Source organism: Methanomassiliicoccales archaeon (assembly GCA_029907465.1).
In the GTDB taxonomy this organism is placed as follows: domain Archaea; phylum Thermoplasmatota; class Thermoplasmata; order Methanomassiliicoccales; family JACIVX01; genus JACIVX01.
In genome coordinates this window covers 97,810-120,977 of record JARYLV010000005.1, presented here as the reverse complement: position 1 = coordinate 120,977, position 23,168 = coordinate 97,810, and the positions used below count along the sequence as shown (strand labels likewise).

Annotated in this window: 24 protein-coding genes; 16 read left to right on the top strand and 8 right to left on the bottom strand. The window is 46.7% G+C overall.

Features of this window, described 5'->3' with window-relative positions:
* The first annotated feature begins 60 nt into the window (after positions 1-60).
* From QHH00_03585 to QHH00_03575, 3 genes are read left to right on the top strand one after another with little or no spacing between them, the layout of a single operon-like run.
* Entirely contained in the window at positions 61-1,968 is a 1,908-nt protein-coding gene (locus QHH00_03585) for a heterodisulfide reductase-related iron-sulfur binding cluster (protein MDH7508463.1), read from the top strand.
* Positions 1,958-2,440 (top strand): 4Fe-4S dicluster domain-containing protein, encoded by a 483-nt coding sequence (locus tag QHH00_03580; protein ID MDH7508462.1) that lies wholly within the window; start codon positions 1,958-1,960, stop codon positions 2,438-2,440. The genes QHH00_03585 and QHH00_03580 overlap by 11 nt, the downstream gene beginning before the upstream one ends.
* Positions 2,437-3,336 (top strand): heterodisulfide reductase-related iron-sulfur binding cluster, encoded by a 900-nt coding sequence (locus QHH00_03575; GenBank protein ID MDH7508461.1) that lies wholly within the window; start codon positions 2,437-2,439, stop codon positions 3,334-3,336. Before QHH00_03580 ends, QHH00_03575 begins: the two co-directional genes overlap by 4 nt.
* A gap of 12 nt (positions 3,337-3,348) precedes the next feature.
* On the opposite strand, the gene QHH00_03570 is transcribed toward QHH00_03575, so the two are convergent.
* Both QHH00_03570 and QHH00_03565 read right to left on the bottom strand, forming a co-directional pair.
* Positions 3,349-3,825 (bottom strand): DUF6114 domain-containing protein, encoded by a 477-nt coding sequence (locus QHH00_03570; protein MDH7508460.1) that lies wholly within the window; start codon positions 3,823-3,825, stop codon positions 3,349-3,351.
* Positions 3,826-3,966: 141 nt separating this feature from the next.
* Positions 3,967-4,152, bottom strand: a complete 186-nt coding sequence (locus QHH00_03565) for a hypothetical protein (protein ID MDH7508459.1) — start codon at positions 4,150-4,152, stop codon at positions 3,967-3,969.
* Between the two features lie 113 nt (positions 4,153-4,265).
* Between QHH00_03565 and QHH00_03560 the strand changes: the two genes are divergently transcribed.
* Together QHH00_03560 and QHH00_03555 are read left to right on the top strand one after the other, a co-directional pair.
* Positions 4,266-4,754, top strand: a complete 489-nt coding sequence (locus QHH00_03560) for a 4Fe-4S dicluster domain-containing protein (GenBank protein MDH7508458.1) — start codon at positions 4,266-4,268, stop codon at positions 4,752-4,754.
* Positions 4,751-5,578, top strand: a complete 828-nt coding sequence (locus tag QHH00_03555) for a CoB--CoM heterodisulfide reductase iron-sulfur subunit B family protein (protein MDH7508457.1) — start codon at positions 4,751-4,753, stop codon at positions 5,576-5,578. Before QHH00_03560 ends, QHH00_03555 begins: the two co-directional genes overlap by 4 nt.
* On the opposite strand, the gene nadC is transcribed toward QHH00_03555, so the two are convergent.
* The 3 genes from nadC to QHH00_03540 form a co-directional block, all read right to left on the bottom strand.
* Positions 5,575-6,411 carry a carboxylating nicotinate-nucleotide diphosphorylase gene (gene nadC / locus QHH00_03550; GenBank protein MDH7508456.1) on the bottom strand — a complete coding sequence of 279 codons (837 nt, stop codon included), beginning with the start codon at positions 6,409-6,411 and terminating at the stop codon, positions 5,575-5,577. The two genes, QHH00_03555 and nadC, sit on opposite strands and share 4 nt — an antisense overlap.
* Positions 6,412-7,934: 1,523 nt before the next feature.
* Positions 7,935-9,164, bottom strand: a complete 1,230-nt coding sequence (locus QHH00_03545) for an MBL fold metallo-hydrolase (protein ID MDH7508455.1) — start codon at positions 9,162-9,164, stop codon at positions 7,935-7,937.
* A gap of 25 nt (positions 9,165-9,189) precedes the next feature.
* Positions 9,190-9,606: a secondary thiamine-phosphate synthase enzyme YjbQ gene (locus tag QHH00_03540; protein MDH7508454.1), complete on the bottom strand. Its 417-nt coding sequence runs from the start codon at positions 9,604-9,606 to the stop codon at positions 9,190-9,192.
* A 366-nt stretch (positions 9,607-9,972) separates the two neighbouring features.
* On the opposite strand from QHH00_03540, the gene QHH00_03535 reads away from it, so the two are divergent.
* From QHH00_03535 to pcn, 4 genes are all read left to right on the top strand, one after another.
* The gene (locus tag QHH00_03535) at positions 9,973-10,338 is read left to right on the top strand and encodes a hypothetical protein (protein ID MDH7508453.1); all 366 of its coding nucleotides are present in this window, start codon (positions 9,973-9,975) and stop codon (positions 10,336-10,338) included.
* A 140-nt stretch (positions 10,339-10,478) separates the two neighbouring features.
* Positions 10,479-11,510 (top strand): hypothetical protein, encoded by a 1,032-nt coding sequence (locus QHH00_03530; protein MDH7508452.1) that lies wholly within the window; start codon positions 10,479-10,481, stop codon positions 11,508-11,510.
* A 260-nt stretch (positions 11,511-11,770) separates the two neighbouring features.
* On the top strand, positions 11,771-12,070 hold the full coding sequence (locus QHH00_03525) for a transcription factor S (protein MDH7508451.1): 300 nt from the start codon (positions 11,771-11,773) through the stop codon (positions 12,068-12,070).
* A gap of 68 nt (positions 12,071-12,138) precedes the next feature.
* The gene (gene pcn / locus QHH00_03520) at positions 12,139-12,876 is read left to right on the top strand and encodes a proliferating cell nuclear antigen (pcna) (GenBank protein MDH7508450.1); all 738 of its coding nucleotides are present in this window, start codon (positions 12,139-12,141) and stop codon (positions 12,874-12,876) included.
* On the opposite strand, the gene QHH00_03515 is transcribed toward pcn, so the two are convergent.
* Entirely contained in the window at positions 12,873-13,649 is a 777-nt protein-coding gene (locus tag QHH00_03515; GenBank protein ID MDH7508449.1) for an HD domain-containing protein, read from the bottom strand. The two genes, pcn and QHH00_03515, sit on opposite strands and share 4 nt — an antisense overlap.
* A 135-nt stretch (positions 13,650-13,784) precedes the next feature.
* Between QHH00_03515 and QHH00_03510 the strand changes: the two genes are divergently transcribed.
* The 6 genes from QHH00_03510 to QHH00_03485 all read left to right on the top strand — a co-directional run bounded on the left by QHH00_03510 (position 13,785) and on the right by QHH00_03485 (position 20,266).
* Positions 13,785-14,621 (top strand): transketolase, encoded by an 837-nt coding sequence (locus QHH00_03510; GenBank protein MDH7508448.1) that lies wholly within the window; start codon positions 13,785-13,787, stop codon positions 14,619-14,621.
* The gene (locus tag QHH00_03505) at positions 14,618-15,565 is read left to right on the top strand and encodes a transketolase family protein (protein ID MDH7508447.1); all 948 of its coding nucleotides are present in this window, start codon (positions 14,618-14,620) and stop codon (positions 15,563-15,565) included. Before QHH00_03510 ends, QHH00_03505 begins: the two co-directional genes overlap by 4 nt.
* A complete protein-coding gene (fsa, locus tag QHH00_03500; GenBank protein MDH7508446.1) occupies positions 15,562-16,209 on the top strand; it encodes a fructose-6-phosphate aldolase in 648 nt (215 codons plus the stop codon). The genes QHH00_03505 and fsa overlap by 4 nt, the downstream gene beginning before the upstream one ends.
* A 70-nt stretch (positions 16,210-16,279) precedes the next feature.
* Positions 16,280-17,872: an ATP-dependent DNA ligase gene (locus QHH00_03495; protein ID MDH7508445.1), complete on the top strand. Its 1,593-nt coding sequence runs from the start codon at positions 16,280-16,282 to the stop codon at positions 17,870-17,872.
* 151 nt (positions 17,873-18,023) lie between these two features.
* Entirely contained in the window at positions 18,024-19,193 is a 1,170-nt protein-coding gene (locus QHH00_03490; protein ID MDH7508444.1) for an NAD(P)/FAD-dependent oxidoreductase, read from the top strand.
* Positions 19,194-19,243: 50 nt separating this feature from the next.
* A complete protein-coding gene (locus QHH00_03485; protein MDH7508443.1) occupies positions 19,244-20,266 on the top strand; it encodes a class I SAM-dependent methyltransferase family protein in 1,023 nt (340 codons plus the stop codon).
* Between the two features lie 18 nt (positions 20,267-20,284).
* On the opposite strand, the gene QHH00_03480 is transcribed toward QHH00_03485, so the two are convergent.
* Positions 20,285-21,823, bottom strand: a complete 1,539-nt coding sequence (locus tag QHH00_03480; GenBank protein MDH7508442.1) for a hypothetical protein — start codon at positions 21,821-21,823, stop codon at positions 20,285-20,287.
* Positions 21,824-21,923: 100 nt separating this feature from the next.
* Here QHH00_03480 and QHH00_03475 point away from each other — a divergent pair, with 100 nt between their 5' ends.
* Positions 21,924-22,664: a DUF835 domain-containing protein gene (locus QHH00_03475; protein ID MDH7508441.1), complete on the top strand. Its 741-nt coding sequence runs from the start codon at positions 21,924-21,926 to the stop codon at positions 22,662-22,664.
* Positions 22,665-22,795: 131 nt separating this feature from the next.
* Here QHH00_03475 and albA read toward each other — a convergent pair whose 3' ends face one another.
* On the bottom strand, positions 22,796-23,068 hold the full coding sequence (gene albA, locus QHH00_03470) for a DNA-binding protein Alba (GenBank protein MDH7508440.1): 273 nt from the start codon (positions 23,066-23,068) through the stop codon (positions 22,796-22,798).
* Between the last annotated feature and the right edge of the window lie 100 nt (positions 23,069-23,168).

Genomic DNA, 23,168 nt, shown 5'->3' with positions numbered 1-23,168 from the left:
TGAAGGCGGGAAATTTGTCGAAGCCGCAGAGAAAATCCTGAAAGACACGGAGGAAGCCTAATGCGAGTTCAACCATGTAACCCTACTGATACAGGGAAGACTGATTGCACCGTCTGCAAAAAATGCTCATCCGTTTGTCCTGTTAACATCGACATCGGTGATATCGTCCGCCTTCACAGGTATGTGGCACCGTCACGGGGCTCGCACAGGGATGTCTTCCTTCTTGCGCAGGAACTGATGGCGAGGGGAAGGGTGAAACCATGGTTGACCCCAGGGCTCGATACTGGTAGGGACGAGATTTACTATTTCCCAGGCTGTCTTCCGATTTTTGATGAGCTCCTCGGATGGGGGACATCCTATGTTCGAGCGGCAAACGCGGGGGTTGCAATCCTGAATCATTTTGGTGTGTCCCCGAAGATCGTTTACGGTTGCTGCGGACACGATCTTTATTACGCGGGCAAACTCGATCATTTCGAACTGATTAGGAACCGCCTGGGTGAGGAAATCAATGGCCCTGTCATTGCAGGTTGTGCTGAATGTTATCACTCGCTTAAAGAACTCCACGGTCTCGACGCGATCCATATCTCTGAGTTCATTTCTAATGAGATCAAAGATATCCCTGAAAAGCCGATAATAACGACATTCCACGATCCCTGTAGGCTCGGGCGTTTTTATTCGAAGTATGACCAACCCCGTGAAATTCTCAAAAAGATCTCGACCTTTAAAGAAATGGATCATTCAAAAGAAAACTCATTCTGTTGTGGCATATCAGCTTGGTTCAATTGCAACAGTGTGTCGAAAGAGATTAGAGTTCGGAGACTGAATGAAGCAATTGCGACTGGCGCACAGATCCTAGTAACATCTTGCTCGAAATGCAGGATTCACCTCGAATGTATTTTCAATGAGGAGTCCTACAACAATGTGCCCCCAGCGATCACAATTCTTGATTTTCAGGAACTAGTTGCCGATGCGCTTGGAATCGATTTTACTCTCACTCCCATGGACTTCGGGGAAAAAGGTCAGCGGTTAAATCCTGTTACGCGAAGCAAGGACTTTACAAAACATCTTCTTCCTACTTCGTGCGAAAATGCGTATCTGTGCACCACTTGCGAGCGGTGTAAAGTCGAATGTGACTTTCATCATGATCTCGTTTCGATCATTGAACAGCTGAGGATCTCCTTTGTCAGGTGTGACCTCAATCCTAGCCCACATAAGAAGGTATTTGAAAATGTGAGGCTGACGGGGAACGTTTTCGGCGAGAGAACCCCCTTTGCATTAGGAAGAGAAAATGCGGAATACGTGTACTTCCCTGGTTGCGTCGCGGCGTATAGGCGGCCACAGCTCATGCGAAGCACCATGTCGATCCTCGATGCTATCGGCGTTGACTACGAGATCCCTGACGGACTTCTCTGTTGCGGTAGTGTCCTAAAGAGGACAGGATACGATCTCTCCTCTCTCGCTGAGAAGAACAAGGAGATCATAGGGGGGAGGAAAGTCATTGTTTCATGTGCTGGTTGCTACTCAACACTTGCAAGGGATTATACGGGCATCAGCGTCACTCATATCTCCCAATTCTTAAGGGGCAATGTTGATAAGCTCCACCTTAAACGTTTCGCGGCGAAAGTCGCATACCACGACCCGTGTCACCTCGGCCGGAAAATGCAAGTGTACGAGGATCCGAGAATTGTTCTCAGGGAAATCCCAGGGATTGAACTCGTCGAGTTTTCTGAATCGAGAGATCGTGCGATGTGTTGTGGTGGTGGCGGCGGGGTGAGGTCTTCAAGGAGGGATCTGGCTGCAGAGCTGAGTAAGAAAAGATTGAAGCAAGCGGAAGAACTCAGAGTTGACTTTGTCGTATCTGCTTGCCCATTCTGCGAGCTCAACCTTGAGGAACAAGGGGGACTGCAAGTCTTTGATCTCGTCGAAATAATTGCAAAGGCCCTGGAGGGGAATGTAAATGGCGCTTGACCTTCCAACCATCATAAGAAATTTTGATCTGAGGAAATGCATGCAATGTGGGAAGTGCTCGGCCTCGTGCCCAGCAGGCTTTGAATCAAACCTGAGGACGCGAATGATCATCTATATGGCCAAGTCCGGAATGGATGTCCTCGATTTGAACGAGCTTTGGAGCTGCACTACATGTTATACATGTCAGGAAAGATGTCCCAAGGGCGTCAAGGTGACGGACGCGATAATTTTCCTGAGAAACCTTGCCGCAAGGCGGGGGAATTTTCCAAGGATTCATCTCACTGCTATCAAAGCCATATATGACACATCTAATGGATTCCCATTGACGCCCGAGATCTCAAAAATAAGGTCCCTACTCGGGCTCCAGAAAGAGCCAGCGGATGTTGCCCACAACGAAGAAGCGCTATCCAAATTTCGGCGATTAATGGAATCGATCGAGATCATCAATATAACCAGGGAGGCCCAGAAGTGAGATATTCACTCTTTCCCGGGTGCATCGCGAAGAATCTGTATCCTTCGATTGAGAAAGCGACCTCTATAGTTTTCAAGGAATTGGGAATTGAGCTTGTTGAAGACCCATACACTTGTTGCCCAGCCCCTGGTGTTATCAGGAGCTATGATTTTGATTCGTGGCTTGTCATTGCTGCGAGAAACATTGCCACTGCTGAAGCGAAGGGGACCCCACTCCTAACAATATGCAACGGTTGCTATGGAACGCTCGGTGCCGCGGACAGATTCCTTAAAGCACATCCTGAGTACATAGAGAGAGTCAACAGGTTCCTCGCTACCGTCGATATGAGATACTTAGGGGCCACAAGGGTGGTCCATTTCGTTGATCTCATCAAAGAAAGTCTGCCGCAGCTCAAAGATGCGGTAAGGGTCGAGCTCGATTTGAAGGTTGCAATTCACTATGGATGCCATTATCTGAAGCCCTCGGCTCACGGTGGTGAGAATCCTGAAAGACCGGAGATCCTCGAGAGGATCGTTGAATGTCTGGGTTGCGAGAGCGTGGATTTTCCAGAAAAACTGAGTTGTTGCGGTGCTGGTGGTGGTGTCTGGAGTGGGAATGAAGATTTATCACTGGCCATTCTCCATCGGAAACTCAATTTCATCAAGGAAGCAGGCGCAGAATGTATCATCGACATCTGCCCCTTTTGTCATTTGCAGCTTGACCAGGGGCAAAAGCGGTTGAAAACAAGATTCGAAATCCCTGTACTCCACCTCAACCAGCTGATTGGCCTCTCATTCGGAGTCAAGGACAAGATCCTCGGCCTTCACACCCACATGGTTTCGACGAGGAACATTGCGAAAAAGGCGAAGAAGGCGAGGAAGGATCTTTTCGAAGAGAACGAAGAAAAGGAAATATGAAAGGAAAAGAGTTTATGCATTCCAGACGATCGCGAGCAGTCCGCCGATGAAGCCAAGGATCATTCCGATGATGAAGCCTCCACCGATGACGATGCTCACCAGCGAGAAAACGAGGATGATGACTCCCCAAGTAATGTGTTCCTGTGGACGCTGGCTCAATTTTATTGCAGCTATCAGGACGATCAATCCGAGGATCAACCCAGCGATCAACACGATAATTCCTGCTGGAACGAACATGAATGTCATGAAAGCGCCAAGGATCGCAACAATCAGTCCATTGATCATGATGAAGACGCCTGCGATCATCGAAAGTACGATCGCTCCTTCTGGCCTCGTTTTTCGAGGATATTGTGTTGGATAACCTTGTTGGTACGGCACTTGGTACTGTTGCTGGTATTGCGGTTGATATTGCGCTTGTCCAGCCGGTTGACTTTCCTGAACCGGCAGTTGTGCCCCACATTTCGGGCAGTAGTTAGCTGCGGAATGCATTCTTTCTCCGCAATATGGGCAGAATTTTATATCGTCTGTCAATTTGACACCTGTTCCCAAGAGACGATTCTTACCTTAATACTTTAGCGCCTAATTGTAAAAATTATCGCAGATGATAGCAACACCCTCAGAAACGCCTCTCTATTCTTTGTCAACCCCCTCTAATTCAATTCTACTATCCTTTTTCCTTTTCATATGGCCCCCGGGCCCGCCCCTCTCAATTCTCGCTTTTTCAATACAATCTTCACTATCACAAACAAATGCTGCGAAAAGAAAATGCTTCGCCTGCCTACCGCAGAATTGACATCGCTCTTTTTCGATATCCATGATATCTTGGTATAATACTCATTTGTTTTTGATAGTTGCGGGTCCTAATCTCTGCTTTTTTGATCCCTTCTGAAGAAAAGAGTAATAAGCGAGTGGAAATATCAGCACCATCCGTGAAAAAGTCTGTTTTTGACCCCATGCTTCTAACGGCGATCAGAGAGGTTTGGTCCGATCTCACTCTATGGGAATGTCACCAGTGTGGGCAATGTTCCGCCGTCTGCCCGAGCCTGTCGCACGGTGGCATTCGGATAAGAGAAATAATCGAGCGTGTGATGCTTGGGGCGATCAACGTTGAAAAAGAGGATGCCATATGGTCCTGTATGATGTGTCAGAGTTGTACGGAAAGATGTCAGCTAGATGTTAATCCCTCGTTCATCGTCACTTTGGTACGGAATCTTGCTTCTGAGAGAGGGCATATTCCAAAGCATTATTTGGAGGAGGCGAGACTATTCATAAGGACAGGTCTCTCATTTCCAAAAACAGGTTTAACAAAGAAAATGAGAAGTGAAATGAAGCTCGACGATATTGATATCGATCAGAAAACGATGGATGAGGTCAAGTTTATTGTCAATAGGACTCGATTGGGGAGGCTAGGTCTTTGAGCCGCACCTTTTATCTCTTCCGTGGATGTCTTATCCCGACGAGACTCCCATTTCTGGAACGGTCTTCCATTTTTGTACTGGACAAAATGAAGGTTCATTATGAGCCGCTGCCCGGTGCGACTTGTTGTGTCGAGCCGATCGGACTAAGGTCGCTCGCCGTTGATACTTGGTTAGTCGCGGCCGCGAGGTTACTTTCTATTGCTGAAGAAAATGATCGGGACATCCTTACTTTGTGCAACGGGTGCCTAATGTCCCTCAAGGAAGCAAAGCACGCACTCAAGTCGCAAAAAATAAGAGACCGCGTCAACGAGGTGCTCGCCGGGATCGGTAGGAGGTATACGGGTAAGACAGAAATCATTCATCTCGTAGATCTGATCGCAAAAAGAAGAACGGCGCTTGATGAACTCGTGGTTAAACGAGGCACGGGAATGCGAGTCGCAATTCATCCTGGGTGTCATCTTGTTCGCCCCACTAAATTGACCTCATATGATCAGAGTTATTATACGCGGGCACTCAGCGAAATTGCCAGTTCCTTGGGTGCTGAGGTCGTCGCAGAAGAGGATTGGCCAAATTGCTGCGGCGGAGGTGTGTCCAATGTCAATGAAGTACTGTCTTCAAAGGTGCTTGATGAGTTGATCGATGAATTCGCAACAGCGGGTGCAAATTGTATCCTGACGCCATGCCCCTTTTGTTTTGTCCAGTTTGATCTCAGGCAAAAACGAGGTATGCCAGTCCTCTATTTTTCTGAATTTCTGGCACTCGCACTCGGTGCCTCCTCCGAAGAAATCGGATTGAGATATCACAAGACGAAGGTCGTTGTCTAGGCAGTTTCGGGCGCCTTGACACTCGTGATCTCGAGGCTGAAGTGGATCGCCTTCGACGAATGTGTGATCCATCCCAGGGAAAGGATATCCGCATGTCTGGCATATTTTGGCGCTGTCTCAGGGGTCAATCCCCCTGAGACCTCAACAAGAATTCGATCATTGAGTTTCTTCACCGCAAGAGACGCGACTTCGACTTGTTCCACTGACATATTATCGAACATGATGATATCTGCGCCAGCCTTTGCCGCCTCTACCGCCTGTTCGATCGTTTCGACTTCGACTTCAATTTTCTTTGTGAAAGAAACACTTTTCGCCTTCGAAACAGCCTCGGTGATACTCCCAACGACCCTCAGATGGTTATCTTTGATGAGAATCGCATCGTCGAGCCGATAACGATGAGGATCTCCACCGCCGATGATGACCGCCTTCTTCTCGTATTTTCTGAACCCAGGGGTAGTCTTCCTGGTCGCAGCGATCTTGACATTTGGGTTAAACTTTCTACACTCCTTCAGAATATTATTTGTGGCAGTTGCAATGCCACTCATTTTCATAAGGAAATTGAGCGCGAGTCTTTCACCAAGCAGAATTTTTTTCAAAGGCCCTTCCAGAACGAGGACGTCTTCTCCTTTCGTGATTCTCTCCCCGTCTCTCGCCATCGGAAATGTGTTGACGCCGAGCCTTTCGAAGATCTCGATCGCCTCTTCAAGACCCGCAAGAACACCTTCCTCGTTCGCGACGATCTTTGCATTTCCTACTTCATCATTGAGGAGGATGTCACTCGTGATATCCCCAAAACCCACATCCTCCTTGAGATAGTCAGTGATCTCATTCATCCAAGTTATGATAGATATTTTCTAATATAAATCTATTCATTATCTGGCTAGATTCGACATACTGTATCAATTAACATCATTTCTATATGGCCGCTCCCAGTATGGCTAAAATTACAGGATTAAACAAAAGCCGAGGCCAATTCTTTCTGCCATTTAGATTGCTTATCAAAAATACTTACCGCACAACGGAACTGGCTCTTCAAGATTGGAAGATTTCGCTGAGAATCCGGATCGGACTAGTAAATCTGGATTTCTTTCCATCAGAACAAAAATCATTTCGGAGTTGCTATTAGGATCCACCATCGATTATTATAGGACAATCCTGATCGGCGGATTGGTTGTGAATGCCTCTTTGGCTTTGGGAAAGATGGAAATCGGATTTGCATTATTATGGAGAAATAAAAACAAAAAACAGCAAACAAGCACTGGAAGTTGACGAGTTCATGGAATGGAAAAATGAGTAGGCTGAACAAAGGATAAGACTATAAATCGCGCTGCTCATTTGTCTTTTTTAAGTATTGTGAATTTTGATTTTGGGCTACCGCAATTGTTGAATTTTGTCTTGCAATGCCCACACTGATGACGCTTCAAATCATATAACCTAAACTTCTATGATTTAAGGGGCTTGTTTAAACCTCACTGCCACAAGCCGGACATTTCACAGCTATCCAAACAACGTGTAATAACAAGTCGTTACTTTCAAAGGCTTATTGTCTTGTTTTTCTATACTCCATACACACCACAAAGAAAACGACCACCATAACAAACCAAGCCATACAATGTAAAAGCAAAATAACGAGAATGATTCTATATAATCTCTTTAACAAATCTTATGCCAATAAAAAATGAAGGCACCAGATAAATTATCAATTCGAACACACTCACCAGTCCCTGACTGTACATTATCACCACACCAAAAAGCCACCCAATAATGTATTTTGTCGCCCAATAAGGCATGGCAAAAACCAATAACACAGTATAAAACGCACTCATCACATGAAATAACGAAACAAAAGAAGCAGAAAACAGTCCTACATTAACTAAGGAAGATAAAACAATGAACGCGACCCACCCAGCAACTACTTCGAAACAAGCTCTCTTGAAACCATATTCAAACTTGGACATATATTCTATTTATGTTGATAAATACGCGTTTTGATTTTAATATTTTTTTGAATCTAAATCAGCAAAACAATCTAGGACGTCCTCAGAAATCCATCCTAGCGGAGTGTTTTTTGTTCAAGAGACTCTTTATCAATACTTTTTTTCTGGCCGCAAAAGTAAGTCCATTCAAGTTTGTTTTTTTAGTTTGAGAAGGAGGTGGCTATATATCATGAGGAGGTTGATGAAAATGGAGTTTCGAGCTTCTTTATATTTTAAACAGCTCGATAAGAGTCACGGCTTTGGGCTATTGCAAAAATTGAAACAAAAAATGTCGCGGTTCAAAAAAAGTGTACAAATCAAAATCACGATTGTTTAAGTCATCGACGATGGATTTGCACGTGCTCTGGCCTAAACGGAAATTATCCTAGTTCGAATTCTTCCCCTGGTTTCGGCAGATAAACGTTGAATTCTCCTTCCAATTCCTTTGCGAGGACTTCTCTGTTCTCGCTGTGACAGAGCACGACATTCTTTGGTGAGCAGGCCCGAATGAACGCGATCAATTCGTTATGATCTGAGTGTGCTGACAGGTCAAATGCTTCCACCTCACATTTGATCTTTTCCTTTACCCCGTAAATATCGATCATACCTGTGTCGAGGAGCTGTCTCCCGTTCGACCCCTCGACCTGATAGCCAGTTAAAAGAATCGCACTTTTCCTATCGTCTTTGATGTCTTTGAGGTATTCCATCACAGGCCCGCCATCAAGCATCCCACCAGTTGTCACGATGACTTCGCCCTTCTTTGCACGCTCGCGTCCAGCTGGCGTCCTCACCTCTTTAAATCTACCTTTTGCGACCCTCAGATTCTTTTCTGAGCGCAGATATTCAGGTTGGTCCAGATAAAGACGGGTGACGGTTCTCCCCATGCCGTCTACCCACATATCGTATTTCTCATTTCTCAAAATGAGCATAACCTCTTGAGTTCTTCCGACGGCAAAGCATGGAATGATGACCTTGCCACCTCGGTCCACAACCTCTCCGATCTTTTCGAGAAGCCTTTTTTCAGTCTTTGCCCTGTTTGGATGAGTTCTGCCCGCGTATGTGGCCTCGATGATGAGGTTGTCGCATTTCACGGGGTGCGCCCCCCAAACGAGTTGAGTGTTTCTGGTATTGATATCACCGGTAAATAGCGTCACATCGTCACCTCTCAACTCGTACATCGCCGCACCAGGCACGTGGCCAGCACTGTGCATCTCCACTTCAAATCCAGCTACGTCTACAGTTTCTCCGAATTCCATCGTCGTAAAATTTCTCAGGGCTGTCTTGATGTCTGTACTCTCAAATGGTCTGGGATATCCTTCTGCATCTGCAACCTTGAGCGCATCTTCAAGCAGAACCCTCGTTATCGTCATTGTCGAAGAGGTCGCAACAACTTCCGTGTCGTACCTTTTGCATAACCAAGGAACCATACCGCTGTGATCTAGATGGCAGTGGGAAAGGAAAACATAGTCAACTGGAGGACTCGGCATTGGATATTGAGGTGGTTTTGAAGGTCTCATGCCGTATTCAAGAAGTAAGTTTGCATCTTTGTGTCGGAGGAATATACCCATTCTTCCGACGATGTCCGCCCCGCCCAGAAATTTAATCATCATGTCCGACAGCTCCGATATACTTTTATTACTCTCCCATAATCTGAATGATTACTTTTCTGCTTCTCTTTCGAATGTCCAGTTCCATGAGAACGACCTGTTGCCATGTCCCCAGATCGGGAGATCCTCCCGAAAAAGGGATGGTTAGAGAGGTTCCAAGAAACGACGATCGGATGTGAGAATGTCCATTATCGTCCCCCCAGGCCCTATTGTGATCATAATTAGAATTCTTCGGCGCAATGCGCTCGAGCGCTTTCCTGATGTCATTTCTCAATCCTGGCTCATTTTCAATCGTCAGCAATGCCGCTGTCGAGTGAGGGACGAAAACACAGGCGAGTCCGTCAGAGACTCCGGATTCCCTGATCGCACTCTTTATGTGATCGGTGATGTCGATCAGATCTTCTTCGCCTCTCGTTTCAATAGTCACCGTTTTTCTGAACATCATTCCACTAAACCGCCAACTAAAGCATACATATAAGCATTTTTTGGTACAAATTGGATTGCAGGGTTTACATACTTTAGGAACAAATCGATGGAGGGCACAATTTGCGAACAACTATGCTGTAATAAAATAAGTTCGAAATTTTCCATATGTATTGTTTTCGAATATCGTCACTACTGGAACATTCTAGAGGGAATTCATCTGAGTTACTATCGTCGTTGCCTATTACTCTTTAGCGGCGTCTTCCAAAAAAATGACGCCCCATTCCAGCTGACTTAGATAGGAAGGTCATACTCTGAATGATACGAAGGAAACCCGGTGTCAATAGACGGAGAAAAAATTAATAATTCGAATTCGGCTATTAAGACTGTGTCCAATCCCGTCCTAGGTGCAGGTACATATCTAGGAAAAAAGGATTTGAGAACTGAACGGATCTGGCTGGAATCCGATTTCAGGGTTAAACTGATAAAATATGGGATTGATAAAGCGGGTAGCATCAATAAACTAGGAAGAGAACTCGGATACCGCTCAAGGGTACATCCGGGATGGAGCATCAGACAGATACTTTTAGGAAAACAAGCTTTTCCGTACAACAGACTCGCGCGGTTAGCGGACTATCTCGGATGGTCAATGGATGAGATACTAAAATACCAGGCGAAGCGTGACAAAGTGACCTTTGAAAGCACGAGACGCGCCCTACAGGAACACGGCATGTGGTACTATATTCCGCGGTGATGTCTGACGAATTGTCGACCCACTCTCTCATCGAGTTGCAATTACGAATTTTAGTTTTCATGAGGTGCGCCCTTTAGATGTGGATAAAATCTTACAGGAAACCCCAAAAAAAATATATACGTTAAACAACATTAGAATTCTTGTCTGACGCATGTCCGACCGAAGGGATTGGGGTGCTCTTTAGAAAGAAAGATCCTATGGTTGATCAGAAAGCAAATCATACTGTCCACCGTAGCGTATATAAAGTTGCTGAGGTGGATAGCGGCGAAGAGACAAAGCGATTCAGGAGTTCACGTGTCGTCTACAGTTTCTGGAGTGCTGTTAAGTATATCTTCATTTTATCGTTTCTTCTCTGGTGGCTTCCGATCATCGGCCAGATGATTGCTGGCTATGTCGGAGGCAGGCGAGCTGGAAGCCCGTGGAAAGGTGTTGTTGCAGCTATTATTCCACTTGTCGTCATATTTGCGATCACTGCTGCCGTTGATGTCGGCTGGATCCCGACCACGATCGGCGGGATCAATATCACCCCAGGGGCAATTCTAAATGCAATGGCCTCAAACATTCCGATTCTTGATTCGTATATGAATTTCGCTTCGCTATACCTTCACAACTTTGTGTCGTTGCTACAATCCACAATCTCGTTCAGGCTTGACGGTTATCTGATGACGATCGCCTTTGCTTATATTGGAGGAGTTATCGCTGATCAGACCAGGAGGGAAATGGAATACATTTCCCAACACGGTGGCCACCGAACAACGGTCGTCGTGGAGGGAAGTGAATTCCCGCACGAAACCGTCTCCCCTCGATCCTCCTGGTCGAATTTTTCTCTTAACCCGAGACGGCAAGGATATGACGGGATGAGCTTTGATGAGCTCCAGGCGGTTGGAGCAAGCGTCGAATACGGTGACGAGGAACTTCCGCCACTTAGGTCTGCTCATAGGATCATCGAATCAAGGGAATTGCCTCAGTCGATGTCGCCGAGGGAAGCGAAGCTTATTGATAAAAGGGCGCATCTAATGGCTAAGAAACAGCGGGTGGTTGAGAAAAAGGTAAAGAAGTCAGCCGGTTTGCCAGAGGGTTTGATCAATAGAGCACTGATGAAGAAACGCGTGAGCAAATCTGTTGCACCAGAGGGAATTGATTCAAAATCAAGCGATTGGGAATTCATGTAATTGAGCTCTTAAGTCAAAAATATCCAGGTCGGTCTATTTCGTGAATATCGATTTCATGAATATCGTCTGCAACAGAGCAGTCCTATGGCTTCATGGAAATCAGGGAGAATTGAACGTGAATTGGTTTTGTGGTACCAATTTCATTTGGAGCGTTGGAAGCACCAAAAATCTGTGACTTACAATGATCAATAGATGCAGTGAAATTTCGTAGAAGAATATTTATATGAAAATCTTTTTCCACCGCACTTGGCGATTGAACGATGTTCTGTCCGGAATGTAGATCATTGATGTTTCCTAAGAACGGCGTATTCAAGTGCAGTAAATGTGGCAAAGAACAGAAAATGAACGGTGAAAGACAAACTTTCACCACGAGGATTCGAGAAAAGGAACTGGTAGTGATTGATTCAAACGCCCCAACGCTTCCGAAAACAAAGGTGGAGTGTCCTAAGTGCGGACACGACGAAGCTTTTTGGGTTTTGAGACAGACGAGAGCGGCCGATGAGCCCGAGACCCGTATTTATCGCTGCACGGAATGTGGTTATTCTTGGAGAGAATACTAATTCCAGTCAATAACCTCTAAGTAAGGTTTATTACTCTATAAACGCTTACCGAACAATGGGGGGAACTCATGCTTCATGCGAAAGTGAAGTCAGAGATTCTCAAGAGCATTGTCGATGTCGTTTCGACGCTTGTGGATGAAGCGAAGTTCAACATTGCGCCGGATAGGCTCAGTCTGAAAGCGGTCGATCCCGCGCACGTTGCTATGGTTAACCTATTGCTTCAGAAGGGTGCGTTTGAAGAATATAAGGCGGACGATACTGAGCTCGGGATTGATCTTGATAAGATCAAAGAAGTTCTAAGACTCGCGAAGGCAGGAGAAATCCTTGAGATCGAACAGGACGAGAATCATAATAGACTTGTCATCAATGTGGGAAACATCACAAGGAGAATGAACTTGGTAGATACAACGGGTATGTCTGACCCCAAGGTTCCAAATCTCAACCTGCCCGCAGTAGTTGTTGTGACTTCCGATGAGCTCCAAAAAGGGATCAAAGCGGCGGAGAATATTTCTGATTACATCGCTTTGACTGCTTCGCCTGACGGATTTGAGATGTTTTCAGAGGGTGATACGGATTCTGTAAGCCTCAGGCTCTCCAAGGATCTTCTGGTTTCGCTTGAATGCAAGGAGAAAGTCCGAAGTCTTTTCCCGCTTGACTACTTCTCGAATATGGTAAGAGCAATCCCCTCAGGTACGACAATAAAGATCAGCCTGGGCAATGATTTTCCTGTAAAACTCGAGTTCAAAATTGCTGATGGGAAGGGCGAAGTCAGTTATCTGCTTGCGCCAAGGATTGAAAGCGATTAGAGCTTGAGACTTTCAAGAATCTTCATTTCCTGATCAGGGAGTTCGACGACGATGGATAGTTTATCTCTGATGCCTGATTTTTCGATTTTGTCACGAAGTAACTCATCGATCTGAAAGATTCCGGCGGAATTGTTCATTCTGATCTCGATTCTAATCGGTCTCTCTTTGCCCTTCAATACGGAGACTTTATCGATTGCGAGAGCCGAGACGGAATGGATATTGACGCTTCCCGCTTTAAAAGGAATCCTTGCCCTTCCTTTCTCCATGTCCAGTGCATCAGCGACCCTGACGACACCTGCCTCCAAAGTTAAAGGTGTGAATTCATCGTGATGTGAGATCATCGCATGCATGATTTCTGCCACAAGAAGCGTCAACAGTGGTTCTGAATAGAAGTCAGAGAGAATTCTTCGGATTATCGGTGGCGCTAGTATGAGTGAAAAGTCTTCATGTGCCATTCGATGGATCGCATGTCCAATATCATGAAGTGCTGATGCGAGAACGACGACGACTTCCGCATCCTCATTTCTCATCCCATGGTCTTCCACCACGCTAGGCTTTTCTCCGCTTTCAATCAGGAGACGTAGCATCTTGAGTGCAATGGATGCGACAATCTTAACATGCGTCGGCCCATGATCATTATAGCCCATTCTATCAATTGCCATTATGTTAGAGGCCTTCCATAGTGCCAAAACCTCCTGATCATCGTTAATCTTGTCAACAATTCTTGCAAGAACTGAGTTTGAGCCGCAGGGTATTCTAAATACTCCCTTCATCATCATCTTGGTATTCCACTGATCCATTAAAAATTATATCTGCAGAAAATGCGTCAAAATAGCGATTAGAAAAGCGCAAAAGCTTTTTAATCGGAGTCATGCTATTCTCCAATCCCCTTCCCGAGGTGCTCGAATTTGGCCACTTTGAGCGATGAAGACGTGCGTTATCTTGAGCAAAAAGCAAACCTTATTCGAAGACACGTGCTCCGCATGACATTTGCAGCTGGATCAGGACATCCGGGCGGATCGCTCTCAAGTGCCGACATACTCTCTGCACTTTATTTTAAAATCCTCAATCATAGACCGCACCAGCCTGATTGGGAAGGCCGCGATCGTTTTGTGCTGTCAAAGGGCCACGCCGCTCCCGCATACTATGCTGCATTGGCCGAAAGCGGCTATTTCCCGGTCAGCGAGCTACTTACCCTGAGAAAGCTGGGGAGTCGACTGCAAGGCCATCCGTCCAGGGGGAAAACGCCGGGGGTTGAGATGTCCACCGGCTCATTAGGGCAGGGACTCAGTGTCGCCAATGGAATGGCACTTGCTGCAAAGCTGAATGGAGGTCATTACCGTATTTACTGCCTTTGCGGCGACGGGGAGATAGAGAGCGGCCAGATATGGGAGGCCGCCATGTTTGGGGCACACTACAAGATCGATAACATCACCGTTTTTGTTGATAGGAATGGTCTACAGATCGACGGCCCAACTGAATCCGTCATGTCAATTGAACCGTTAGCAGAGAAATGGGCGAGTTTTGGTTGGCACGTTATCGAGATCAATGGTCATGACATGAGAGAGATCTGGAATGCCTGCGAGGAAGCCAAAACGATTAAGGGTAGACCCACAGTGATCATCGCACACACGATCAAGGGGAAAGGAGTCTCGTTCATGGAAAATTCGATAAGCTTCCATGGCAAGGCGCCAAATGAGGAAGAACTAAGGCGTGGATTAAGAGAGCTGGGGGAGGAGATATGAAGAGACCGCTCGCCAGCCAGCGGAAAGAGTATGGCCGGGCACTCGTCGAAATAGGAGAGATGCGACCCGACGTCGTCGTTCTTGACGCGGATCTTTCCACATCAACGAGGACCGCAGATTTTGCTAAGAAATTCCCCAACCGGTTTTTCAATTGTGGCATTGCGGAACAGAATATGATGGGGACCGCGGCAGGGCTGGCGGCTAGCGGCAAGATTGTCTTCGCGTCATCGTTTGCAGTTTTTGCGACTGGTCGGTGCTGGGACCAGATCAGGCAATCGATCGCCTATACGAAATTCAACGTCAAGATTGTTGCGACACATGCTGGGATCACTGTCGGTGGGGACGGTGCTTCTCATCAAACAGCGGAAGATATTGCGCTAATGCGCACTTTGCCGAACATGACTGTCGTAGTTCCAGCTGACGCGCCAGAGACTTACAAAGCGATCAAGGCTGTTGTCGATTGGCCAGGTCCTTGTTATGTGAGGCTAGGTCGAGTTGATTTTCCTGTTGTGACAACGCCAGAAACCCCCTTCTCGATCGGAAAGTCGACGGAGATGCTTCCAGGCGATGATGTCGCGGTGATCGCTACTGGCCAGATGGTTGCAGTCGCTCTCGATGCCGCGGAGGAGCTCAAGAAGCTAGGGATATCTGCATCGGTCATCAATATGAGCACAATCAAGCCGCTCGACGAGGAAACGATAATCAGGTGCGCTCGGAAGACAGGAGCGATTGTTACGGCGGAAGAACACAACATTCTTTCAGGTTTGGGAAGTGCTGTTGCGGCATGCCTCTGCGAGAATTACCCGGTGCCGATGAAAAGGGTTGGGATTCCTGATACGTTCGGGGAATCGGGGGAGAGCGAAGAGTTAATGGTTAAATACGGCCTCACGAGTGACGAGATTGTCAGAGCGGCAGTTGATGTCATGAGGAGGAAGAGAAAATGAAGATCTTCATCGACAGTGCGAATATCGAACAGATTAAAGAGGTCGCTAGCTGGGGTATTCTCGATGGTGTGACAACGAACCCTACATTGGTTGCAAAAGAAAAGACTGATTTTAAGTCGCTGATCAAGCAGATATGTGATATTGTCGATGGGCCGATCAGTGTCGAAGCGATTAGTCTCACCACAGACGAGATGATCAACGAGGCACGATCTCTCGCTTCCATTCATAAGAACATCGTGGTGAAAATTCCGATGACTGAGGAAGGATTGAAGGCGACGAAAAGATTGTCGGAGGAGGGCATCAGGGTCAATATGACACTCGTGTTTTCTCCGGCCCAGGCGTTGTTCGCTGCCAAGGCGGGAGCGAAATATATATCGCCGTTTGTTGGTCGCCTTGATGACGTCGGCCACAATGGAATGGAACTTGTTGGGCAGATCCTGGATATCCTTGATAATTATGATTTTGAGTCAGAAGTAATTGTCGCGAGCGTTAGACATCCTGGTCATGTGATCGAAGCGGCGATGATGGGTGCTCATATCGCAACGGTACCGTATGATGTCCTCAAGAAAATGTTCAGGCACCCTTTGACAGATGTTGGCATCGAACGTTTCCTCAAGGATTGGGAAAAAGTCAGCGGTCGTTGATCCTCAGTGTTGGTTCTCTGTTGATAATAATGGATTGGCAAGCATCAGCGAGACACGAATATTGAATAAGGTGACGCGTTATCTATCATCCGTGCCAACGTCTATTGCATCGTTGGTATTGCTGTGCAAGCATATCGAATCGACAAGAAGCAGGAAGAAGAAGATTGAACTTCTCTCAGCTTTCCTTAGGGGTCTAGAGGCGGGGGAGATTAAGCCAGCAGTCCTTTTCTTGTTGGGCAGGCCCTTACCAGAATCTGAGTCAAGAGCTCTCCGCGTAGGATATTCCACGATCACTGACGCACTGATGGTCCAGCAACAGCGACTTCCAGTTGAGATGAATTTGACTATTCATGAGTTCGCATCAATGATCAGTAAGATCGCCGACGCAAAGGGTAGTGGTTCGAGGAAATTTAAGAAAGACTTTCTCAGCGGTCTGTTAGCGAGGCTCACTGAGGAAGAAAGGGAATACGTTGTGAGAGGTCTTTCGGGTGAAATGAGGATCGGCGCCAACGAGGGCATAATGATCGAGGCGATCGCACTCGCATCTTCTATTCCAGTTGAGGAGATCAGGTTGGCTAATATGGTGTCAGGGGACATCGGACTCGTTGCAGAAACTGCATTGACTGGGGGGAGGAATGCGGTTAAATCTTTCGGCATAAACCTGTTTGTGCCACTCAAGCCTATGCTTGCGGAGATGGCCCGATCAACAGATGAGGCTCTGAGATTGCTTGGGAAGGCCGCCTTCGAGTTCAAATTCGATGGCGTGAGGGTACAGATCCATAAATCCGGGACAGCAGTGAGGATTTTTAGCCGCCGGCTCACAGATCTGACAAATAGCTTTCCCGACGTCATCGAAATGATTGTCCGCTCAATCCCCACACAGTCTCTCATACTCGAAGGCGAGGTCATCGGGTTTCGTGATCGGCCTCTTCCCTTTCAGGAGTTGATGCGCCGTTTGATGCGCAGTCATCAAATTGATGAGATTATGAGAGAGGTGCCGGTCAGACTCTTCCTCTTTGATATTCTCTATCTTGACGGGCAACCCCTCCTTGATAAGCCATACATCGAACGCTGGCGCATTCTGCAGGAGGTAGTGCCATCAGAGTTCATTGCACCAAGAATCGTGACTGACGATCGTGATGAAGCGAATAACTTTTTCGAACGTTCCCTTTCTGAGGGGCATGAAGGTCTGATCGCGAAAAGTCTATCCAGTCCATATGTCATTGGCAAGAGGGGGCGTCACTGGCTGAAGATCAAGAAGAGCATGACGCTGGACCTCGTTGTGGTCGCTGCAGATTGGGGGTATGGGAGAAGGGAGGGATGGCTCAGCGACTATTATCTCGCTGCTGTTTCCGGGAGCGAATTCGAAATCGTTGGAAAAACGTTCAAGGGTTTGACAGATGATGAATTTGAATGGATGACGAATAAACTCTTATCGATCAAAGTTAAAGAGACTTCGACCACAGTTTTCGTTAGACCAGAGATTGTGGTCGAAGTTGCATTTGACGAGATTCAAAAGAGTCCGAGGTATCGATCAGGCGTTGCATTGAGATTCGCGAGGATCAAGTCAATCCGCAGTGACAAGTCCCCAGAAGAAGCGGATACTTTGGAGACAGTTAAACACCTTTATAGAGTGCAAAAAAGACAAAAAGTCGATTCGTAGGAGAAGAATTGCCATTATCTTCCCTGCGGTTGCAATCCCGCCGAAATTGAGTAATGACAAAGACATATCATGACTGGTGTCACAAGTCTAACACTTCATGGTCCATCGCTGGCACAAAAAGAAGATATATCTGTGGACTTCATGACCGTTCGTGGATTACGATCTCGTCATCGTTGGCGGAGGGCCGGTTGGCTGTGAGATTGCCTCACGTGTTGGGTCTAGTCTAAAATCTCTGGTGATCGAAGAGCATGAGCAGATCGGTCTTCCCGTTCAATGTGCTGGACTGATCACTCCCCGAGTAGTTGAAATGACTGGCACGAGAGATTCAATTCTCAATAAATTCTCTGCGGCACACTTTCATTTTCCAAGCGGTTTAGTTCTGGAGGTGAGAGGAAAGGGTACAAAGGCTTTCGTGGTCGATAGGAGGCGGTTCGACCAGATTTGTTATGAAAGAGCCGTTTCTGTTGGTGCATCATTTTCTTTCTGCTCAAAATTCATCGATTTCCGGAATGTGGGAGATAAGCTCAAACTGGCTATTGAGGTTAACGGGGAGCGACAAGTCATTTCGACCAAGCTCCTAGTCGGTGCTGACGGGTATAGGTCCCACGTTTCTGAGATCGGGGGCCTCGGAAGACCTTTAGAGAGGGTGAAAGGGATTCAAGTTGACATCGAGTACGAGATGAATGATCAGGATGCTGTGGAAGTGTACCTTGGCGAAAAGGTAGCGCCCGGGTTCTTTGCATGGATGATCCCCTGCGGTTCATTCACGAGGTTGGGCCTTTGTATTTCAGAGCAATTTGGTGCACCAGCGGATTATCTTAGGCGACTTCTAAAGCAGCTGGGTCTCGACCAACGCAGGAGGATCAGAACGAGTTCTGGAGTTATCCCTATCGGCACTTTGTCTAAAACGTATGCCGATCGATTGATGATCGTGGGCGATGCAGCTGGCCAAGCCAAGCCGCTGAGTGGCGGTGGATTGTACACGGGGTGCGTTGCCGCCTGGTGCGCGGCAGAGACGGTCTCACGCTGTTTTGGTGAAGGGGACTTCTCTCAGCGTTTGACCTCAACATACCAGAGGGCTTGGAAGCGAAAGATCGGCCGTGAACTAGATCGGAGCTATCGTATCCGCAAGGTCTTTACTCAGCTTGACGACAAGAAACTCGATGAGATAGGGTCGATTTTTAATAGGGAAGAAGTCACCGAAGTTCTTTCTGAAGGGGACATCGATTTTCCGAGCCTGCTCGCCCCATCTGTTCTAAAGGCCGCGCCTTCTCTCCTCAAATTTTCGCCGCAGCTCTTGCGCACATTCATACGAAAATGATCCTATGATCCGGAAAAAAGAAATATGAGGTCGATTTTGAAAACTCCGAAATGTTGCTGGCGAAAGTCGAAAAACACAGAGCTGAAGCGGTGAGACGAGCCCTTTTCGCACGAGACATCGTGAGAAAGGACCTCGCGATCCTGGAAGAGCGGGACAGTATACTCATTCCTCTGAAGGAGAATTTAGACGCGGCGACGATCAGGGAACTTGATTTGGTACTCGTTGAGGGGAAAAGCCATCCGCGCACTTTTTACAGATCCCCTTACGAAGAAATAAGAGACCGCGTTGATATCCCAGATAGTCTCAAGTCACGATTGCCAGACAAATGGGAGAAACTCGGGGATGTCCTCATCCTGAGGTTACCTCCTGAGCTTGACAAATACGAGGCGCAGATCGCAGAGGTTTATGCAAGAGTTTTGCGTGCAAAAGCTGTTTGCCGGGAGATCGGTATTATCACGGGGCCATACAGGGAACCGAATCTTAAGGTGATTCTTGGTGATGAGACGGAGACTGTGCACATCGAGAATGGAATCAAATATAAATTCGATGTCGCCAGGATCATGTTTTCCTCCGGCAACATCAATGAGCGGAAGCGGATGAGTGAACTTGAATGTGATGGAGAAACCGTCATCGACATGTTTGCCGGCATCGGTTATTTTACTTTACCCATTGCAGTTTATACAAAGGCAAAGAAGATCGTCGCCTGTGAAATTAATCCCCTCTCTTATCGTTACCTGGAAGAAAATATTCGTCTCAATCACGTCGACTCGAAGGTTACGGCGTTCCTCGGTGATAATCGTAATTTGCCGGGTAAAGGCATCGCAGATAGAATTATCATGGGGTATGTCGGTACGACACACCATTACCTTCCCAAGGCACTGGAACTAATAAAACCCAGCGGAATAATCCATTATCATGAAACTTGTCCGATCAATCTTTTCCCCGAGCAACCAATGCGTCGCATCGACGATGCGATGCATGGGCGGAGGTATGAGATCCTCAGTATCCGAGAGGTGAAATCGTATGGACCATCGACAATTCACGTCGTTGTGGACATACGCGTCCTCGAATAAATCATGGTTTCCTCTCTTTTATTTCCTTTCTTCCCGTACAAGTTCTTCAATTGAACCGGTCGCCGCTATTAATCGCGCGAGAGCTTCATGATACCCTTCCCCTTCACTTGTGACAAGCTCTTTTGCGAAATCTGCTAGGTAAGTTCCAAAGTTTTTTTCCTCATTGGTATATTGCCATGATTTCTGGTCAGCCATATTCGTGACGCACAAAAAGGCATAAGTCACAGCGCGCGCCCGATGGTCAAGTTGTCTCTCTTTTTCGATGATCTTCACCAGGTACTCTCTATCCTGTGTCTTCACGATCCTCGCAAGTCTATCGGCCAATCGGCCGATGTTGCCGAGGGATGAGTATGAGGGCAAAAGAGCGTGAACTTGATTGGCAAGTTCCAGCCTCTTCGCTTCGTTAATCATCTGGGCGGGACTCAGTTCGGATCCACGATTGAGTATCGAGTCTATTACAGCTGGTGAAGCAACCTGTTCGAGAAGCAATTTTCCGTACTGATCCCACAGTTCACCAATGATCTTTCCCGCTTGATCGCTGGTCGAGATAACAGAAATCTTTTCTTTGAGGAGCAGGCCCTTGAGCGCTTCTTTTTCCGCATCAGTCCCCCTCAAATGCGAAACAAATGTGTCAATATCCGATCCAAAGCATTTCTCGCCGATCACCAGAGTTGGATCGCCTCGGTTCTGGATACGCATGACGATCTCTTTCAAATATCTCTCAAAGAATTCGCGATCTCCGATTTTACCGTTGAGATAGTCGTTGTACAAGACATCTCCTTTCTCGATGCTGCTCTTAATCCTGCAGACCTGACACGATGACAGGCATTCGAATTCATAGCTAATACCCACATCAAAGTCCGATGCCGGATCCCTTCCAGCAATGCCCTTCATAAGGTGATGTAAGAGGTTCTCCTCACCGAGACATTCCATGCATATTGATATGGTAAGCCCTGCTGATTTCCACAGAATCTCAAGTTTCATTCTCGCTGACCCATGAGGACATTTGCCGTGATCATCGAGTTTATATGGTGCCGATTGCAGCGAATCTCTAACATATTCCATCGGCACCTTTGGCGAGTCCGAAGAGCAAAAGAAACCGCTCGCAGACGAATAGAGATACAGATTGTCTTTTCTCGCGATATCCCAGAAGGCCAATAATCTCAATTCGGGATCATCGAAATATTGCACGCCGATCAGTTTCTCTTTGTCAACCTTCCCTCGGACGGCATAAGAGATCTTTCCAATCGGCAGATCGACAAAAGCGAGATAAGGAATCTTTGTCGCATTCTTGAGCGATATCGTTGCCGCGTAGCTTCGAACAAGTTGGTCTCCCCAACTTGCAAAAGAAATCAAGCGCTCCGTGTCGTCCCTGAACTCAGAAATCTTTTCTATTTTGTTTAGTATTTTTTCAAATGAACATTTCCTGCATTTTGAGGTGCATCGAGGAAAGAGGATTGAAGGACTGTCAGCGAGTTTCCTCGCTTTTTCAATCAGTTCCTTTTCCAAATTTTTCGGTGTGATTTTTAATCCACGCGTCTTGAAACTTTTTTGCATGATCTCTACCATGAAGTGATGCTCTCACGATAAGCTTTTGTGCAGGTCAATACAAAAGGATTTAACGGAGAAGATATTCATTTTCGTGTTGAGGGATGCGGTGCCGGCCGAAAAGTCCTACGCCAAGGGCTATTTAAAGGGCTATGAAGATGGATTAAGAGAAGCTTGGGAAGAGCTGATCTCGTTGACGATGAAAGGTTACAGCGCACGCGAAATACAGGTACTCGCAAAGTCGTCGCGTAACTCGATCGTTGCCAGAATAAGACAAAAAAGGAAGAAGTTCGAAGAGGAACTCGGCGAGCTCGATGAAGAGGAGACGAGAGCGCCGAAAGAATTAGTCGTTCCCACAGAATTAGTTCCTGGATCAGTTATTATTCTCAAGGGGAAGGAAATTGATGGGGCGTTCATCTCCTTCAAATCGCTCATCGAAAAGGGCTTCAAAGGTCTCTGCGTGACGAGATCGCATCCCGCAACGGTGAAAAGAAAATTCACATTGAACGTCCCAATGGTATGGCTCACAAAGGAGGAGATGCCACCTCCTGATCAAGGCGCTGCCGATGAGCAGTTGTACGTTTCACCAACGGATCTACCAAGGCTCTCGACAATAGTAAAGACCTTCACTTCGGGCAAATCTGGAAACGACCAAGGATCGACGAAGGTCATTCTGCTTGAGGGTGTTGAGTACTTGATCACACAGAATGATTTCAGGAATGTCTTGAGATTTTTACAAAACGTAAAAGATCAAGTTGTCTTGTCAAAATCGATCCTGCTGATCCCGATCGACCCCTCCACCTTCGAACAAAAGGATCTCAGTTTACTGGAACTCGAAATGGGAAGATAGCTCTTTACCGCGTCTATGGTGTCCGCTATAATGTATAGGGGTTGATAAGGGTTGATAAAAATAGAAAAAAAAGCTGTGGAAAGTCTACTCTGGCACAGCGCCCATTTTCCGAACGACCCATCGAGTTTACGCTACTTGCTCATGTAAATCTCGATGGAAGACACATTGGCGCTGCCGCCGCCCTCTGCTGGGATTGTTTCAGTTTGTATCTTGATGTCCTTCACCACAGCGTCGTGTATAAACCTGTTCCTGACGATCTCAGCGACATCAACCGCACGGCTAATTGCTCTTCCTCTTGCTTTGATGATGACGTCGGTCGAGCCGCTGTTAAACTGCGTCACAACAGCCAAAACATAGTTCATTGTTGGTTTTTTTCCAATGTATACCGTATTTTCGTCTGCCAATGTTAAACCTCCCTTGCGGTGGTATGTTGTGAACAATAACAAAAACGATATTTATTTCTTTCTCGCAAAAGTCTGGAAGAAACGGTGAATTGGAATCATG

Bases quoted from the DNA above. Each gene is read 5' to 3' on its own strand.
- QHH00_03585 (MDH7508463.1), top strand. From the start codon at position 61: ATGCGAGTTCAACCATGTAACCCTACTGATACAGGGAAGACTGATTGC.
- QHH00_03580 (MDH7508462.1), top strand. From the start codon at position 1,958: ATGGCGCTTGACCTTCCAACCATCATAAGAAATTTTGATCTGAGGAAA.
- QHH00_03570 (MDH7508460.1), bottom strand. From the start codon at position 3,825: ATGCATTCCGCAGCTAACTACTGCCCGAAATGTGGGGCACAACTGCCG.
- QHH00_03565 (MDH7508459.1), bottom strand. From the start codon at position 4,152: ATGGATATCGAAAAAGAGCGATGTCAATTCTGCGGTAGGCAGGCGAAG.
- nadC (MDH7508456.1), bottom strand. From the start codon at position 6,411: ATGAATGAGATCACTGACTATCTCAAGGAGGATGTGGGTTTTGGGGAT.
- QHH00_03545 (MDH7508455.1), bottom strand. From the start codon at position 9,164: ATGATGATTAAATTTCTGGGCGGGGCGGACATCGTCGGAAGAATGGGT.
- QHH00_03540 (MDH7508454.1), bottom strand. From the start codon at position 9,606: ATGATGTTCAGAAAAACGGTGACTATTGAAACGAGAGGCGAAGAAGAT.
- QHH00_03525 (MDH7508451.1), top strand. From the start codon at position 11,771: ATGTTCTGTCCGGAATGTAGATCATTGATGTTTCCTAAGAACGGCGTA.
- pcn (MDH7508450.1), top strand. From the start codon at position 12,139: ATGCTTCATGCGAAAGTGAAGTCAGAGATTCTCAAGAGCATTGTCGAT.
- QHH00_03515 (MDH7508449.1), bottom strand. From the start codon at position 13,649: ATGAAGGGAGTATTTAGAATACCCTGCGGCTCAAACTCAGTTCTTGCA.
- QHH00_03505 (MDH7508447.1), top strand. From the start codon at position 14,618: ATGAAGAGACCGCTCGCCAGCCAGCGGAAAGAGTATGGCCGGGCACTC.
- fsa (MDH7508446.1), top strand. From the start codon at position 15,562: ATGAAGATCTTCATCGACAGTGCGAATATCGAACAGATTAAAGAGGTC.
- QHH00_03485 (MDH7508443.1), top strand. From the start codon at position 19,244: ATGTTGCTGGCGAAAGTCGAAAAACACAGAGCTGAAGCGGTGAGACGA.
- QHH00_03480 (MDH7508442.1), bottom strand. From the start codon at position 21,823: ATGCAAAAAAGTTTCAAGACGCGTGGATTAAAAATCACACCGAAAAAT.